The sequence below is a fragment of the Serratia marcescens genome, from assembly GCF_001902635.1.
GTDB classification, from domain to species: Bacteria; Pseudomonadota; Gammaproteobacteria; order Enterobacterales; family Enterobacteriaceae; genus Serratia; species Serratia marcescens_F.
The window spans coordinates 108385-123636 of the sequence record NZ_MJAO01000011.1 but is presented as its reverse complement, the minus strand read 5'-3'; the positions used below and the strand labels follow the sequence as shown (position 1 = coordinate 123636).

At 61.3% G+C, this 15252-nt stretch carries 14 protein-coding genes; 7 read left to right on the top strand and 7 right to left on the bottom strand.

The window, feature by feature from the left end:
• Positions 1–10: 10 nt before the first annotated feature.
• The 4 genes from envZ to cbpA form a co-directional block, all read right to left on the bottom strand.
• Entirely contained in the window at positions 11–1381 is a 1371-nt protein-coding gene (gene envZ / locus BHU62_RS12955; RefSeq protein WP_025159901.1) for a two-component system sensor histidine kinase EnvZ, read from the bottom strand.
• Positions 1378–2097 (bottom strand): two-component system response regulator OmpR, encoded by a 720-nt coding sequence (gene ompR / locus BHU62_RS12950; RefSeq protein WP_004709363.1) that lies wholly within the window; start codon positions 2095–2097, stop codon positions 1378–1380. The genes envZ and ompR overlap by 4 nt, the downstream gene beginning before the upstream one ends.
• Before the next feature lie 257 nt (positions 2098–2354).
• Positions 2355–2660 (bottom strand): chaperone modulator CbpM, encoded by a 306-nt coding sequence (locus BHU62_RS12945; protein ID WP_073532381.1) that lies wholly within the window; start codon positions 2658–2660, stop codon positions 2355–2357.
• Positions 2661–2665: 5 nt separating this feature from the next.
• Entirely contained in the window at positions 2666–3628 is a 963-nt protein-coding gene (cbpA, locus tag BHU62_RS12940) for a curved DNA-binding protein (RefSeq protein ID WP_073532380.1), read from the bottom strand.
• Positions 3629–3858: 230 nt separating this feature from the next.
• Here cbpA and greB point away from each other — a divergent pair, with 230 nt between their 5' ends.
• From greB to BHU62_RS12915, 5 genes are all read left to right on the top strand, one after another.
• Positions 3859–4332 carry a transcription elongation factor GreB gene (gene greB / locus BHU62_RS12935; RefSeq protein ID WP_073532379.1) on the top strand — a complete coding sequence of 158 codons (474 nt, stop codon included), beginning with the start codon at positions 3859–3861 and terminating at the stop codon, positions 4330–4332.
• Positions 4333–4490: 158 nt separating this feature from the next.
• On the top strand, positions 4491–6824 hold the full coding sequence (locus BHU62_RS12930; RefSeq protein WP_073532378.1) for a Tex family protein: 2334 nt from the start codon (positions 4491–4493) through the stop codon (positions 6822–6824).
• A 569-nt stretch (positions 6825–7393) separates the two neighbouring features.
• The gene (feoA, locus tag BHU62_RS12925; protein WP_073532377.1) at positions 7394–7618 is read left to right on the top strand and encodes a ferrous iron transporter A; all 225 of its coding nucleotides are present in this window, start codon (positions 7394–7396) and stop codon (positions 7616–7618) included.
• A gap of 72 nt (positions 7619–7690) precedes the next feature.
• Positions 7691–10006, top strand: a complete 2316-nt coding sequence (feoB, locus tag BHU62_RS12920; RefSeq protein ID WP_073532376.1) for a Fe(2+) transporter permease subunit FeoB — start codon at positions 7691–7693, stop codon at positions 10004–10006.
• Positions 10006–10245 carry a FeoC-like transcriptional regulator gene (locus BHU62_RS12915; RefSeq protein ID WP_073532375.1) on the top strand — a complete coding sequence of 80 codons (240 nt, stop codon included), beginning with the start codon at positions 10006–10008 and terminating at the stop codon, positions 10243–10245. The genes feoB and BHU62_RS12915 overlap by 1 nt, the downstream gene beginning before the upstream one ends.
• Positions 10246–10289: 44 nt before the next feature.
• Here the strand turns inward: BHU62_RS12915 and BHU62_RS12910 are convergent, their stop codons facing one another.
• Both BHU62_RS12910 and bioH read right to left on the bottom strand, forming a co-directional pair.
• Positions 10290–10574 (bottom strand): YdgH/BhsA/McbA-like domain containing protein, encoded by a 285-nt coding sequence (locus BHU62_RS12910; RefSeq protein WP_073532374.1) that lies wholly within the window; start codon positions 10572–10574, stop codon positions 10290–10292.
• A 270-nt stretch (positions 10575–10844) separates the two neighbouring features.
• Positions 10845–11615 (bottom strand): pimeloyl-ACP methyl ester esterase BioH, encoded by a 771-nt coding sequence (bioH, locus tag BHU62_RS12905; RefSeq protein ID WP_073532373.1) that lies wholly within the window; start codon positions 11613–11615, stop codon positions 10845–10847.
• A gap of 40 nt (positions 11616–11655) precedes the next feature.
• On the opposite strand from bioH, the gene gntX reads away from it, so the two are divergent.
• Both gntX and nfuA read left to right on the top strand, forming a co-directional pair.
• On the top strand, positions 11656–12339 hold the full coding sequence (gntX, locus tag BHU62_RS12900) for a DNA utilization protein GntX (protein ID WP_073532372.1): 684 nt from the start codon (positions 11656–11658) through the stop codon (positions 12337–12339).
• A gap of 58 nt (positions 12340–12397) precedes the next feature.
• Positions 12398–12973 (top strand): Fe-S biogenesis protein NfuA, encoded by a 576-nt coding sequence (gene nfuA / locus BHU62_RS12895; RefSeq protein ID WP_004930777.1) that lies wholly within the window; start codon positions 12398–12400, stop codon positions 12971–12973.
• 185 nt (positions 12974–13158) lie between these two features.
• Here the strand turns inward: nfuA and malQ are convergent, their stop codons facing one another.
• Entirely contained in the window at positions 13159–15249 is a 2091-nt protein-coding gene (gene malQ / locus BHU62_RS12890; RefSeq protein ID WP_073532371.1) for a 4-alpha-glucanotransferase, read from the bottom strand.
• Positions 15250–15252: the final 3 nt, after the last annotated feature.

Genomic DNA, 15252 nt, shown 5'->3' with positions numbered 1-15252 from the left:
GCCAAGAGCGTCAGGCGTTTTCCCTGGCCGTTTGATGACCGTTGGCCGACTCTTTTTTCTCCATCGGCAGCGGAATATAAGCGCGGATCAATAGCCCGCCGCGCTCGCTGGTGCCGATATCCAACGCACCGTCATGGGCGTCGATAATGCGCTGCACGATCGCCAATCCCAAACCGGTGCCGCTGGTGCTGCGCGCGCTGTCACCGCGCACGAAGGGCTGCAACAGGTGCTTCAGCTCTTCCGGTTTGATGCCCGGGCCGTCGTCTTCCACCTGGAACCAGCCACGCTGCAGCTCGCGGCCGCTGCTGACTTTGATCCAGCCGTTGCCGTAACGCGCCGCGTTCACCACCATGTTCACCGCCGCCCGCTTAATCGACAGCGGGTGCACGTTCATCATCAGCTCACCCGGCGACAGCGCGGTTTCAATCACCCGCTCATAGCCGCTTTCCGCCGCGACCACCTCGCCCAAAATGGCGTTCAGATCGCTGCTTTCGGTCGGCATCTCCTGCCCGGTGCGCAGATAATCGATGAACTGCTCGATGATGGCATTGCACTCTTCGATGTCTTTATTGATCGACTCGGCCAGATAGCCGTCTTCGGCGCTCATCATCTCCGTCGCCAGGCGGATGCGCGTCAATGGCGTGCGCAGGTCATGGCTGACCCCGGCCATCAGCAAGGTGCGGTCGTCCGCCAGCTGCTTGACGCCCGACGCCATCTGATTGAATGCGCGAGTCACCGACCGCACTTCGGAAGCGCCATACTCGCGCAGCGGCGGCGGAATGATGCCCTTGCCCACCTGCAGCGCCGCATGTTCCAGCTCCACCAGCGGGCGGTTTTGAATGCGGATAAACAGCCAGGCGCCGCCGATCGCCAGCAACATGATCGCCAGCGTATAGCGGAACAGCGGAGAGAAGTCACCCTGGTGGATTTCCGTCAGCGGCACGCGCACCCAGATGTCGGGCTGCAGCCAGGTTTTCAGCCACACTACCGGGGAGTTCTTGTTCACCTCCACCCGTACATCGGTCGGCCCGCCGAGCTGTTGCGCCATCTGCTGGCTGAGGAATTGGTAGTGCTGCGCCCAGCGCAGGCCGCTCTCCTCCGCCGCCGAGTTGGTGTAGAGAGAGATGCCCAGCTCGCGGTAGATCTCACGGCGGAACGCCGGCGGCACTTCCAGCAGCGTGCCGTCCTCCAGCTGCAGCCGATCGGTCATCAGCATACGCACTTCGTAAGCCAATACCTTGTTGAACTGCTGCAGGCTGGGCAGGATGGCGAAGTTCAGCACCACCAGATAGGTCGTCACCAAGCTGACGAACAGCAAGGTGACGATCAACAACAGGGTTCGGGCAAACGAGCTACGCGGTGAAAAGCGCAATCGCCTCATGCCTTGCTGCCGTCCGGGACGAACACGTAGCCGAGACCCCAAACGGTCTGGATATAACGCGGATGCGCCGGATCTTCTTCAACCATGCGGCGCAGGCGAGAGATCTGCACGTCGATGGAGCGCTCCATGGCGCTGTATTCGCGGCCACGCGCCAGGTTCATCAGCTTATCGCGCGACAGCGGTTCACGCGGGTGGCTGACCAACGCCTTCAGTACCGCGAACTCGCCACTGGTCAACGGCATCGGTTCGTCTTCGCGGAACATCTCGCGGGTGCCGAGGTTCAGCTTGAATTTGCCGAAAGCGATCACCGCCTCTTCCTGCGAAGGCGCGCCCGGCAGTTCGTTCGCCTGGCGGCGCAGCACCGCGCGGATGCGAGCCAACAGCTCACGCGGGTTGAAAGGCTTAGGAATGTAGTCGTCGGCGCCGATTTCCAGCCCCACGATGCGATCGACCTCTTCGCCTTTAGCGGTGACCATAATGATCGGCATCGGGTTGCTCTGGCTGCGCAGGCGGCGGCAGATGGACAGGCCGTCTTCGCCCGGCAACATCAGATCGAGCACCATCAGATGGAAGGATTCACGGGTCAGCAAGCGATCCATTTGCTCAGCGTTGGCGACGCTGCGAACCTGGAAGCCCTGCTCGGTTAAATAACGTTCTAAAAGCGCGCGCAGGCGCATGTCATCATCGACAACCAGGATCTTATGATTCTCTTGCATGGTATTACTCCCAAAGGCTTTATTGCCTGACTCGAATATTGTTAAAAAACCTTGCCATTTGAGACAGCGTTTAATGGTATGTATTCTAGACGAAATTGTTACAAAGCTTATTCTTTTCCCCATTTATCAACAATTTTCATCAAATGTCGACGGGGGTTCGTCAAAATTTTGCCCTTTATCGGCGCAATGTGGGGCGGCCGCCCAATTTTAGGCAATTTCGCCACCGGCGGACCGCACGGTGGCATTTTGGCATCGGATCAGGACGTCTGCAGGAAACGCGCCAACTGCCGGCGCAATTGCCGGTTCTCTTGCTGCAGCGCATCGACCCGATCGAGCAGCGTCAGCGCCATGGCAATCCCCGGCCAATCCAGATCCAGCTCGGTCCGCAGCCTGCGCGCGCGCTGCAGATGGCTCAGCGCCGGGTAATCGAACTCCCAGCGTGGCTGCGCCGGCTCCAGCGGCACGATCACGCCCAAACCGACGATCTCGACCAGCTCATCTTCTGAAATTTCCACCCTCTGACACAGTTCCACCACGGTGAACGTGATCTCTTTCTTCATCATGTGCTTTACTCCCATTCCGCGCGCGGGTTGAACGCCGCCTGCGCAGCCAGTTCTCGCCACAGGGCACTGGCCTGCTCGTTCGGCTTCGGCGGCATCACCACCTTGAGAATGACGTACAGATCGCCGGGCTCTTTCTTGCCCGCCAGCCCTTTGCCTTTGACCCGCAGCCGTTTGCCGCTCTGGCTGCCGGCCGGCACGGTCAGCGCGATTTTGCCGGTCAGCGTCGGCACCTCGATGCTGGCGCCCAGCGCCGCTTCCCACGGGGCGAGCGGCGCCACGATACTCAGGTTGTGGCCGTCAATTTCAAACAGCGGGTGCGGTGCGAGGCGGATGACCAGATACAGGTCGCCGTTCTGGCCGCCGCCCACGCCGGCAACGCCCTGCCCCTTGAGGCGAATGCGCTCGCCGTCGCCCACGCCCGCCGGAATTTTCACGTTCAGCGTTTTGCTGGCTTCGCTCACCTGCCGCCCCAGCTCGTCGTACACCGGCAGCGTGTAGGAAATCTCGCGGCTTTGGCCATGCAGCGTTTCCTCGAGGAACAGCGGCACCTCCATTTCGAGATCCTGGCCACGGAAGCCATGCCCACCGTGCGAGTGCGAAGCGGAACGGTGCCCACCCGCCGCACGGCCGCCGAACATGCTCTCGAAAAAGTCGGAGAAGTCTTGCGCGTCGGCGCCGCCGCCGTGCCATGAAGCGCTCTGCTGATAGCCGCCGTGATCGCCGCGCGCCTGGCGGCCAAAGTTCGGATCGTTGCGGTGCAGCCGGATCTGATCGTACTCGGCGCGGCGCTCTTCGTCCTTCAGCACCTCATAGGCTTCGGCCAGCGCCTTGAATTTACTCTCGGCGTCTTCTTCGGTGCTCACGTCAGGGTGATATTTACGCGCCAGCCGGCGGTAGGCCGTTTTGATGGTTTTCAGATCGGCGGTGGGCTCGACGCCCATCGTTGCGTAGTAATCTTTAAATTCCATGCGGTAATACCTTCAATGTGTTGGGTTGTGCGCCAAAAATCCTTGTCTCTCTCGCCAGATATCCTCCTTTTGTCACATTCCTTTTCCGCTATCGCTAAGCATACTCCCGATTGTTAAAAGCTGCGCAAACTGAATAAAAACCGTGCGACAAGGCGCAGGCCCGCACGCCATTTCTAAACCCCCCCGCATTCACGTACACTGTGGCGGTGGCCCCATAAAGATAAATGACGATGAGAACTCAACTGATAACCCGTGAAGGGTATGACAAGCTCAAACAAGAGCTGGATTACCTCTGGCGCGAAGAACGCCCCGAGGTGACCAAGAAAGTGACCTGGGCCGCCAGCCTGGGCGACAGAAGCGAAAACGCCGACTACCAATACAACAAAAAGCGGTTGCGCGAGATCGACCGCCGCGTCCGCTATCTGACCAAGTGCCTGGAGCAGTTGAAGATCGTCGATTACTCCCCGCAGCAGGAAGGCAAGGTGTTCTTCGGTGCCTGGGTGGAAGTGGAGAACGAAGACGGCGAGATCAAACGCTTTCGTATCGTCGGCTACGACGAAATCTTCGGCCGCAAGGATTACATCTCTATCGACGCGCCGATGGCGCGCGCCCTGCTGAAAAAAGAGGTCGGGGACGTCGCCACCGTCAATACCCCGCTGGGCGAGGCGCAGTGGTACGTTAACCAGATAGATTACCCGAAGTAAGCTTTCAGCTTTTTCCGAACCGCCGCCAGCGCCGCCGCCTGCGCAGTTCTCCACGCCGCGGCCGCGCGGCGGCGGCCCGCTCCACTGGCATTTTCCCCGATCAATCCGTATAACTGTCCCCCTGTTTATTCACCGTTCTCAATACAGATACCAGACCTATGAATGACCCACTGAGCCGCATTATTGCAACAGAACTGCAGGCCCGGCCGGAGCAAGTCGACTCCGCCATCCGTCTGCTGGATGAAGGTAATACCGTGCCCTTTATTGCACGCTATCGTAAGGAAGTCACCGGGGGCCTGGACGACACCCAACTGCGCCAGCTGGAAACCCGCCTGGGTTATCTGCGTGAACTGGAAGATCGTCGCCAGACTATCCTGAAGTCGATCGATGAACAGGGCAAACTGACCGAACAACTGGCGGGGGCGATCAACACCACGCTGAGCAAGACCGAACTCGAAGACCTCTACCTGCCGTACAAACCGAAGCGCCGCACCCGCGGCCAGATCGCCATCGAGGCCGGTCTGGAACCGCTGGCGGACACGCTGTGGCAGGATCCGCAACAACAGCCGGAACAGTTGGCCGAAGGCTACGTCGACGCCGACAAGGGCGTGGCGGACGTCAAAGCCGCCCTCGACGGCGCGCGCTATATCCTGATGGAGCGCTTCGCCGAAGATGCCTCTCTGCTGGCCAAGGTGCGGGACTACCTGTGGAAAAACGCCCACCTGGTGGCCAAAGTGGTCGAGGGCAAGGAAGAAGAAGGCGCCAAGTTCCGCGACTATTTCGATCACCACGAACCGATTTCTCAAGTGCCTTCGCACCGCGCGCTGGCGATGTTCCGCGGCCGCAACGAAGGCGTGCTGCAGCTGGCGCTGAACGCCGATCCGCAGTTTGAGGAAACGCCGCGCGAAAGCCAGGCGGAACTGATCATCATCAATCACCTCAATCTGCGCCTGAACAACGCCCCGGCCGACGCCTGGCGCAAAGCGGTGGTCAACTGGACCTGGCGCATCAAGGTGCTGCTGCACCTGGAAACCGAGCTGATGGGCACGGTGCGCGAACGCGCGGAAGACGAAGCGATCAACGTGTTCGCCCGCAACATGCACGATCTGCTGATGGCCGCGCCGGCCGGCATGCGCGCCACCATGGGCCTCGATCCGGGCCTGCGCACCGGGGTGAAAGTCGCCGTGGTCGACGCCACCGGCAAGCTGGTCGCCACCGACACCGTCTACCCGCACACCGGGCAAGCGGCGAAGGCCGCTGCCATCGTCGCGGCGCTGTGCATCAAACACCACGTGGAGCTGGTGGCCATCGGCAACGGCACCGCTTCGCGTGAAACCGAGCGCTTCTATCTCGACCTGCAAAAGCAGTTCGGCGACGTCCGGGCGCAGAAAGTGATCGTCAGCGAAGCAGGCGCGTCGGTGTACTCCGCGTCCGAACTGGCGGCGCTTGAGTTCCCGGATCTCGACGTGTCGCTGCGCGGCGCGGTGTCCATCGCCCGCCGTCTGCAGGATCCGCTGGCGGAGCTGGTGAAGATCGACCCGAAATCCATCGGCGTCGGCCAATATCAGCACGACGTCAGCCAAAGCCAGCTGGCGAAGAAACTGGACTCGGTGGTGGAAGACTGCGTGAACGCCGTCGGCGTCGACCTGAACACCGCGTCGGTACCGTTGCTGACCCGCGTGGCCGGCCTGACGCGCATGATGGCGCAAAATATCGTCAACTGGCGCGACGAGAACGGCCGCTTCAGCAACCGTGAACAGCTGCTGAAGGTCAGCCGCCTGGGGCCGAAAGCCTTTGAACAGTGTGCCGGCTTCCTACGCATCAACCACGGTGACAACCCGCTGGACGCCTCCACCGTTCACCCGGAAGCCTACCCGGTGGTGCAGCGCATTCTGGCTGCCACCGAGCAGGCGCTGCAGGATCTGATGGGCAACGCTTCGGCGGTGCGCAGCCTGAAAGCGGTCGATTTCACCGACGACAAGTTCGGCGTGCCGACGGTCACCGACATCCTGAAAGAGCTGGAGAAGCCGGGCCGTGACCCGCGGCCGGAATTCAAAACCGCCACCTTCGCCGAAGGGGTGGAAACCCTCAACGATCTGCAGGTGGGCATGATCCTGGAAGGGTCGGTGACCAACGTCACCAACTTCGGTGCCTTCGTGGATATCGGCGTGCATCAGGACGGCCTGGTACACATCTCCTCGCTGGCGGACAAGTTCGTTGAAGATCCGCACACCGTGGTGAAGGCCGGCGACATCGTCAAAGTGAAGGTGATGGAAGTCGATCTGCAGCGTAAACGCATCGCGCTGAGCATGCGCCTGGATGAGCAGCCGGGCGAAGGTTCACCGCGCCGCGGCGGCAACGCGCCAGCACAGGCACGCGACAACGCCAACCGTTCGGCAGGCGCCAACAAAGCCAAACCGCGCAACGCGGCACCGGCCGGCAACAGCGCCATGGGCGATGCGCTGGCGGCGGCGTTCGGTAAAAAACGCTAAGTCAGAACCAGCAAGGGCGGAGCCTGCTCCGCCCTTGCTGATGAAAAAAACTGGCGGCGTTTTTTGACCCGTCTCAATAAACCGCCATCTTTTTATTTTCGCGCCGCCTGTGACCCGGTTCTCAAAAAACTCACTATCAACGCCGGATTATTAACACGGCGATTAACAATGCGTTTTCATTTCACACATTGTGGGCGAAACACAAATAGTTACCGCTCGCATTACGCGCCAGGAATGTTATTAATATTTTCCGCCTCGCTAACCAAAACGAAAGAATAAGCCGCCGCGTTTGCAATCAGGAAAAATTAACCGTAATTATGCAACCGATTTAACCCGCCATTCGCATTTGCCGCGCGCCCGCGCCGGTGGTAAAACAACGGCAAGGTGATAATAATTGGTTACCAATACCCCTACTTTTTTTATTGAATGTGATAATGGTTCTCACTATTATTGCGTTCCGTATTATTGCATGACCTTATGGATGAATAACGCCGACGGTGTGAAGCTTTCGCCGGCCACGTCCAAGAATCATCAGCCCGAACACCATCGGCTCCCGGAAGGTTTAATACATGCATCTTCAACCGAAACACACGTATAAGATCGCCGGCTTTTCCAGCGAGATTGCGCCGGCCTACCGCCAGAAACTGTTATCGCTCGGCATGCTGCCCGGCTCTTCGTTTGAAGTGGTGCGCGTCGCGCCGCTGGGCGATCCGATAGAAATTAAAACTCGCCGCGTCAGCCTGGTGCTGCGCAGGAAGGATCTGGCGCTGCTGCAGCTCGACGGCCAGTCCTGAGCCGGTGCGCCCTCCGTTTGCCGACGCGCCCTTGCGCCGGCGCTGTTCTCCTTGAAGACGACACGCTGAACTATGAAAAAACTCACCATCGGCTTAATCGGCAACCCGAACTCCGGCAAGACCACGCTGTTCAACCAGCTGACCGGCGCGCGCCAGCGGGTCGGCAACTGGGCGGGTGTGACGGTTGAACGCAAAGAAGGCCATTTCACCACCCCGCAGTCTGACGTGCGGCTGGTCGATCTGCCCGGCACCTACTCCCTGACCACCATCTCGGAACAAACCTCGCTCGATGAGCAGATCGCCTGCCACTACATTTTGAGCGGCGACGCCGATCTGCTGATCAACGTGGTCGACGCCTCCAACCTGGAGCGTAACCTCTACCTGACGCTGCAGCTGCTGGAGCTGGGCATTCCCTGCATCGTGGCGTTGAACATGCTCGACATCGCCAAAAGTCAGCATATCGAAATCGACGTCGCCGCGCTGTCGGCGCGCCTCGGCTGCCCGGTGGTGCCGATGGTCTCCACCCGCGCCGACGGCATTGGCGTGCTGAAACAGATGCTCGACAATCATCGGCTTAATGAGCAACAGGCGCTGGTGAACTACCCGCCGCTGTTGCTCAAAGAGGTCGCCACGCTGAGCGACGCCATGCCGCAAACGCTGCCGGCGGCGCAGCGCCGCTGGCTGGCGCTGCAGATGCTGGAAGGCGACATCTACAGCCACCGTCTGGCCGGCCCTGCTGTCGCACTGCTGCCTGCAGCCACCCAGGCGTTGCACCAACAGCAGCAAGAAGACCCGGCGCTGGTGATCGCCGACGCGCGCTACCAGTCCATCGCCGCCCTGTGCGACGCGGTCAGCAACTCGCAGCAGGCGATGCCCAACCGCCTGACCGAAATGCTGGATAAAGTGATCCTCAACCGCTGGCTGGGCGTGCCGATCTTCCTGCTGGTGATGTACCTGATGTTCCTGCTGGCGATCAACATCGGTGGCGCGCTGCAGCCGATCTTCGATATCGGCTCGGCGGCGATCTTCATTCAGGGCATTCAGTGGCTCGGCTATACCCTGCACTTCCCCGACTGGCTGACCGTCTTCCTGGCGCAGGGCGTCGGCGGCGGCATCAACACCGTGCTGCCGCTGGTGCCGCAGATCGGCATGATGTATCTGTTCCTGTCGTTCCTGGAAGACTCCGGCTACATGGCGCGCGCGGCGTTCGTGATGGACCGCCTGATGCAGGCGCTTGGGCTGCCGGGCAAGTCCTTCGTGCCGCTGATTGTCGGCTTCGGCTGCAACGTACCGTCAATCATGGGTGCCCGGACGCTGGACGCCCAGCGCGAGCGCCTGATCACCATCATGATGGCGCCGTTCATGTCCTGCGGCGCCCGTCTGGCGATCTTCGCAGTGTTCGCCGCCGCCTTCTTCGGCCAGGACGGCGCCGGGGTGGTGTTCTCGCTGTACATGCTCGGCATTGCGGTGGCGATCCTCACCGGCCTGGTGCTGAAATACACCATCATGCGCGGTGAGGCCTCGCCGTTCGTGATGGAACTGCCGGTCTACCACGTGCCGCACCTGAAAAGCCTGCTGCTGCAAACCTGGCAGCGGCTGAAAGGCTTCGTGCTGCGCGCCGGTAAGGTGATCGTGGTAGCCAGCATGTTCATCGGCGGCCTGAACAGCTTCTCGTTCAGCGGCAAGCCGGTCGATAACATCAACGACTCCGCGCTGGCCTCGGTGTCCAAAGTGCTGACGCCGCTGCTGCAGCCGATGGGCGTCCACAGCGATAACTGGCAGGCCACCGTCGGCCTGGTGACCGGCGCGATGGCGAAAGAAGTGGTGGTTGGCACGCTGAATACGCTGTACACCGCCGAGCACATCAACAAAGAGGCGTTCGACGCCGCCAACTTCAACCTGCTCGATGAGCTGGGCGGCGCGCTGAAAGAAACCTGGGATGGCCTGAAAAATACCTTCAGCCTGAGCGTGCTCTCCAACCCAATCGAAGCCAGCAAGGGCGACGGCGAGATGGGCGTCGGCTCGATGGGCGTGATGAGCAGCAAATTCGGCTCCGGCATCTCCGCCTACAGCTATCTGATTTTCGTGCTGCTTTACGTGCCTTGCGTCTCGGTGATGGGCGCCATCGCCCGCGAGTCGAGCCGCGGCTGGATGACCTTCTCTATCCTGTGGGGGCTGAACGTGGCCTACTCGCTGGCGACGCTGTTCTATCAGGTGGCCACCTTCAACCAACACCCGCAGTACAGCCTGACGGCGATCCTGGTGGTGGTGCTGGTGAACCTGCTGGTGCTGTTCGGCCTACGCCGGGCGCGCAGCCGCGTCACGGTGCGCCTGGGCAACGCCACGCCGGCGTCTTGTTGCCAGAGCGCCAAAGGGAGCTGTCACTGATGGCCGGGCTGCTGCAGGTGCGCGATGCGCTGGCGCTGCTCGGCAGCGCCCAGGCACAGCAGCTCAGCCAATCGCTGGCGACGCCGCTGCCGCTGGTGCAGGCGATGCTGGAACGTTTAATGGCGATGGGGAAAGTGGAACGTATCGAGCAGGATGACAGTGCCTGCCTGAGCGGCAGTTGCAAAAGCTGCCCGCAGGGCCAAGGATGCAGCACGGTGACCTATCGGCTGAAAGCCTGAAAGCCAGGGGCGCCGCTGACAGGCGCCCCTTTGCCGTTCAAGACTTATTTTTTGTCTTTGTAGACTTCGGCGATGGCACTGAATTTACCGTGCTCGCGGCCCGCCAGGATCACGTAGTATTGCCCGCCCTTTTCGTCCGCCAGTTTGGACAGCTCTTCCTTGGCATCCATCGGCGACGTGGTCTGCGCCGTGGTGGTGACGGTGCCTAACTTCTCGTATTTACCCGGATTCTTATCCAGATCTTCCTTGGTCAGCAGGGTTGCCGCCATGGAGCCGAAAGACACCGAACCCAGCACTGCCGCTGCAATAATCATCTTCAATGATTTCATGACACTAACCTCTCAATGGATAATTTATCTGTTATGAAAGCCGTCAAGAATCCATGCGCAGTACCGCAGGCTGCCGCGACATCCTCAGGCCTCGTTGCTTTCCCTGACGGGGCCTGTTGCCCAGAGACGAAACGCCAAAATGAAAAACGCCGCTCGCGTTTTTTTCATTTTTCAGCCAACGCATTGACTCACTAAGTATCGAACAGCTTTGTCTTTTATCCACCCGGCGGCGTTTTTTTTAGCGCTCTATCGTGCGTTTTCCCGCCGTATTCAATGTGCTGCAATAAACGCTTCGATCATCGTCACAAATTCATCAGGGTGAGAGATAAACGGCGCATGGGCGGCCTTGGCCACGATCTGCGACCTGGAGTGCGGCCAAGCGGCGTCGAGCAGCTCGGCGACCTTGCGCGGCACCAGCCCATCCAGATAGCCGTAGATCCGCAGCAGCGGCAACGTCAGTACCGCCAGAGGCACGCGCAGATCGGCAGTGCGCAGGATCTCCAGCCCGCCGTTCAACACCTCGACGCTCGGCGTCGGTTGATTGAGCACCACCGCTTTCAGCTGGCGTGCATCCTGACGCGCGCTCTCGGTGCCCAGCGTCTGCAACGCCAGAAAGCGCTCGACGGTACGCTGAAAATCCAGGCTCAGCTGGTGCTGGAAGCCGCTCAACACGTCCGGGCGGATCCCCGGCCACTCATCGCGTGCGGCGAAGCACGGCGAGGAGGCCACGGTGATCAGCCCCTTGACCCGCTCAGGCTGCATCAACGCCGCCTGGCTGGCCACCAGCCCGCCGAGCGACCAGCCGAGCCACCAGGCCTGCGGCGGCGCGGCCGCCAGCACGATCTCCGTCATCTGCTCCAGCGACAGGGCGCCGAACCCCTGGCTGCGGCCATACCCCGGCAGATCGACCAGGTGCAGGCGAAAATGCGGCGTCAGTCGCGCCTGAATGCAACTCCACACTTCGGCGTTCAATCCCCAGCCGTGCAGCAGCACAAGATCGCGTTCGCCTTCACCTATTGTTTGCCAGTACAGCGCTGTCATTGGTTATTGTCCTTTCATGCTTATCCGTCACGGAGCCTCTATGCTATCAATCCGCAGCCGCTGTTGGCTATGCCGGCAGCCGTTGAGCCTGATGCGTCATGGTATCTGCAGCTGTTGCCTGCGCCATCTGCCGGCCAAACCCCCTTGTTGTCCGCGCTGCGGGCTGCCCGCCGGGAATACACAAACGCCCTGCGGCCGCTGCCTGCAACGGCCACCGCCCTGGCTGCGGTTGGTGTTCGTCGGCGACTACGTTGCGCCCCTCAGCCAGCTGGTGAAAAGGTTCAAGTTCCAGCACGCGCCCGAACTGGCACCGACGCTGGCGCGCCTGATGCTGTTGCAGTGGCGGCACGCATGCACAGAGCAGTATCTGAACAGACCCGATATGATTTTAGCGGTACCCTTGCATGCAACGCGCTGTTGGCGCCGCGGCTATAACCAAAGCGAGCTGCTGGCCCGGCCGCTGGCGCACTGGCTGGGCTGCGCCTTTCAGCCCGCCACCTTGCGCCGGGTGCGCAAGACCGCCCTGCAACAACGGCTGAACGCCGGGGCGCGCCGGCGCAATCTACAGCGCGCTTTCGTCTGCGCGGCATCGGTTGCCGGCCGGCATATCGCTCTGGTGGATGACGTGGTGACCACCGGCAGCACCGTCTCGGAGATCGCGGCGCTGCTGCAGCGGCAAGGCGCCGCCTCGGTGCAGGTCTGGTGCGTTTGCCGCACGTTGTAGTGCCACGGCAATGGGCGTATTATAACCGACTATAGAAGTCAACTATTGAGCTAATGCTATGATCCGTATAACAGATGCTGCACAGGAACACTTTGCCAAACTGTTGGCAAATCAAGAAGAAGGCACCCAAATCCGCGTATTCGTGATCAACCCGGGCACGCCGACGGCCGAATGCGGTGTCTCTTATTGCCCGCCGGACGCGGTAGAAGCGACGGATACCGAACTGAAGTTCGACAAGCTGTCCGCCTATGTCGATGAGCTGAGCGCGCCGTATCTGGAAGACGCCGAAATCGACTTCGTGACCGACCAGCTGGGTTCCCAGCTGACGCTGAAGGCGCCGAACGCCAAGATGCGCAAGGTCGATGACGATGCACCGCTGATGGAACGCGTTGAATACGTGCTGCAATCGCAGATCAACCCACAGCTGGCGGGCCACGGCGGCCGCGTGACGTTGATGGAGATCACCGACGACAACATGGCGATCCTGCAGTTCGGTGGCGGTTGCAACGGCTGTTCGATGGTGGATGTCACGCTGAAAGAAGGCATCGAGAAAGAGCTGCTGCAGAAGTTCCCGGAACTGAAGGGCGTGCGTGACTTGACCGAGCACCAGCGCGGCGAACACTCTTACTACTGATCCCCCTTCTTACTTGAAGTTGCAGCGTTGTTGGCTGCGTGCGCGCACCCCAGTCACTTACTTAAGTAAGCTCCTGGGGATTTACGCACTTGCCGCCTAGCTGCAACTCCAATTAATTCGGGTATCCATCATTTGGATAGGGCTACGGTCCTCATCCTTTGTCTTAATACAACGGCACTCGATCGTCACCCCACCGACACTTTGCGACGCCGCTTATCCAAGTCCTTCAACAACCGGTTTATCCGCGGATCGGCGAACATCTCCTCCAGCGTTTGGGTCAGCTTGCGCCGCCAGTTAGGGTATTGATCGCTGGTGCCGGGAATGTTGACCGGATCGGCCATATCCAGCCAGTCTTCCGGCTGCAGGCCGAGCAAGGCGCTGGCGCTGTCGGCGACATAGCGCTGCAGGCCGCGATTGAGCTGCGGGCTCATGCCGAGCAGCGCCGCCTTCTTGCCCACCTTCTGCGGCACGCAGCCGTAGCGGTGCAGCCCATCCAGCAGCCCCTGCTTGGCGCGTTCCCGATCGGCGAACAGCGCCTGCAGGAGTTCCGCGTCCGGGTAAAGCCCCAGCGTCTTGCCGAGCGTCAGATCGTCGCTCTGCCAATAGCCGCGCAGCGTCGGTAGATCGTGAGTGGTAATGGTCGCCATCGCCTGCACCGGATAAGCCTGCGGCGCACGGAAATGGTGCTCGCCGTCGCGTTCGAAATAGAGCACTTTGTAGGAGTAGACGCCGCTGTCCCGCAGCTTGCCGATGATCTCCACCGGCACAGTGCCGAGATCCTCGCCGATCACCATACAGCGGTGACGCTGGCTTTCCAGCGCCAGCACCGCCAGCAGATCGTCTACCGGATATTTGACGTAGGCGCCACGATCGGCGGTTTCGCCATAGGGGATCCACCACAGCCGCAGCAGCGCCATCACGTGATCGATGCGCAGCGCGCCGCAGCTGGTCATGTTGGCGCGCAGCAGATCGATAAACGGCTGATAACCACGCGCCGTCATCACGTGCGGATCCATCGGCGGCAGGCCCCAGTTTTGCCCCAGCGGCCCCAGGATATCCGGCGGTGCGCCGACCGACGCTTTCAGGCAGTACAGCTCGCGGTCGCACCAGGTTTCCGCACCGCCCTCCGCCACTCCAACCGCCAGATCGCGATACAGGCCGATCGGCATCTGCTGCCGTTGGCTCTGCACGAAACACTCAGCGAACTGAGCGGCTGCCAGCCACTGCAACCACAGGTAAAAACGAACCGCATCCTGATGTTCTTCGCAGAACTGCCGCACCGCTTTGCCATTGCCCTGCCGATAACGCTCAGGCCAAGCCGGCCAGCCCCATTGGCTGACGTCTTTCGCCGCCAAATGCGCATGCAGCGCGTCGAAAGACGCCTGCTGATACAGGCTGTCACCACCGTCCGCCACGAATTGCTCAAACGCCTGGCGCTGCGCATCGCCCGGTTTGCGCGCCTGAAATACCGGGAACGCCAGCTTCAGCGCCGCCAGCTTCAATGGCATCACGGCGGCGTAATCCACCCACTCCGCGGCGCGCGCCTTGGCCAACTGTTTCTGCGTCGCCGGCTTCAGCCACCAGCGCTGCGCCGCTTCGCTGCGCTGGAAATCCTCCACCGCGTTGACGTCGATATACGCCAGATTCAGCCAGCGGCGCGACGAGGGGCTGTACGGGCTGACGCTGTCCGGGTTGGCCGGATACAGCGCATGGATCGGATTAAGGCCGACGAAAGCGCCGCCGCGTTCACCCACCTGCTCCACCATCAGGCGCAGATCGCCGAAGTCGCCGATGCCCCAGTTGCGATCGGAACGCAGCGTATACAGCTGCACGCAGGCACCCCACAGCTTCTTGCCAGTCAGCAAGGCGTCCGGCTCGAAGCAACGCCTCGGCGCGACGATCAGCCGACATGGCCACTGCTGCGCGCCCTGGCTCAGCGTCAGCTGGTGGTAGCCGGTCGGCAGATCGCCGGGCAGCGTCAGGGTCTTGCGCGCGCCGACGCGCCCTTGCAAGCATTCGCCGTCTTCACGCTGCAGCGCCCACAGGTATTCGCCTTCGCCCGCCGGCGTCAGCGCCAGCGGCGCACCCTGATAGAACACCTTGACCGCCGGTAACGGCGACGGCGCGCTTTCCTGCACGGCGCCGGTGCGGTTCATGGCCGCCAGCAGCTTGCGTTTGGTCTCCGGCTCAATCGCCTGCCGCTTGCCGTGGGCATTGATGAAATCGGCAGCGATCCCCGCCTGCGCTGCCACCTGATCGATACGCTTGCGATCCATTCG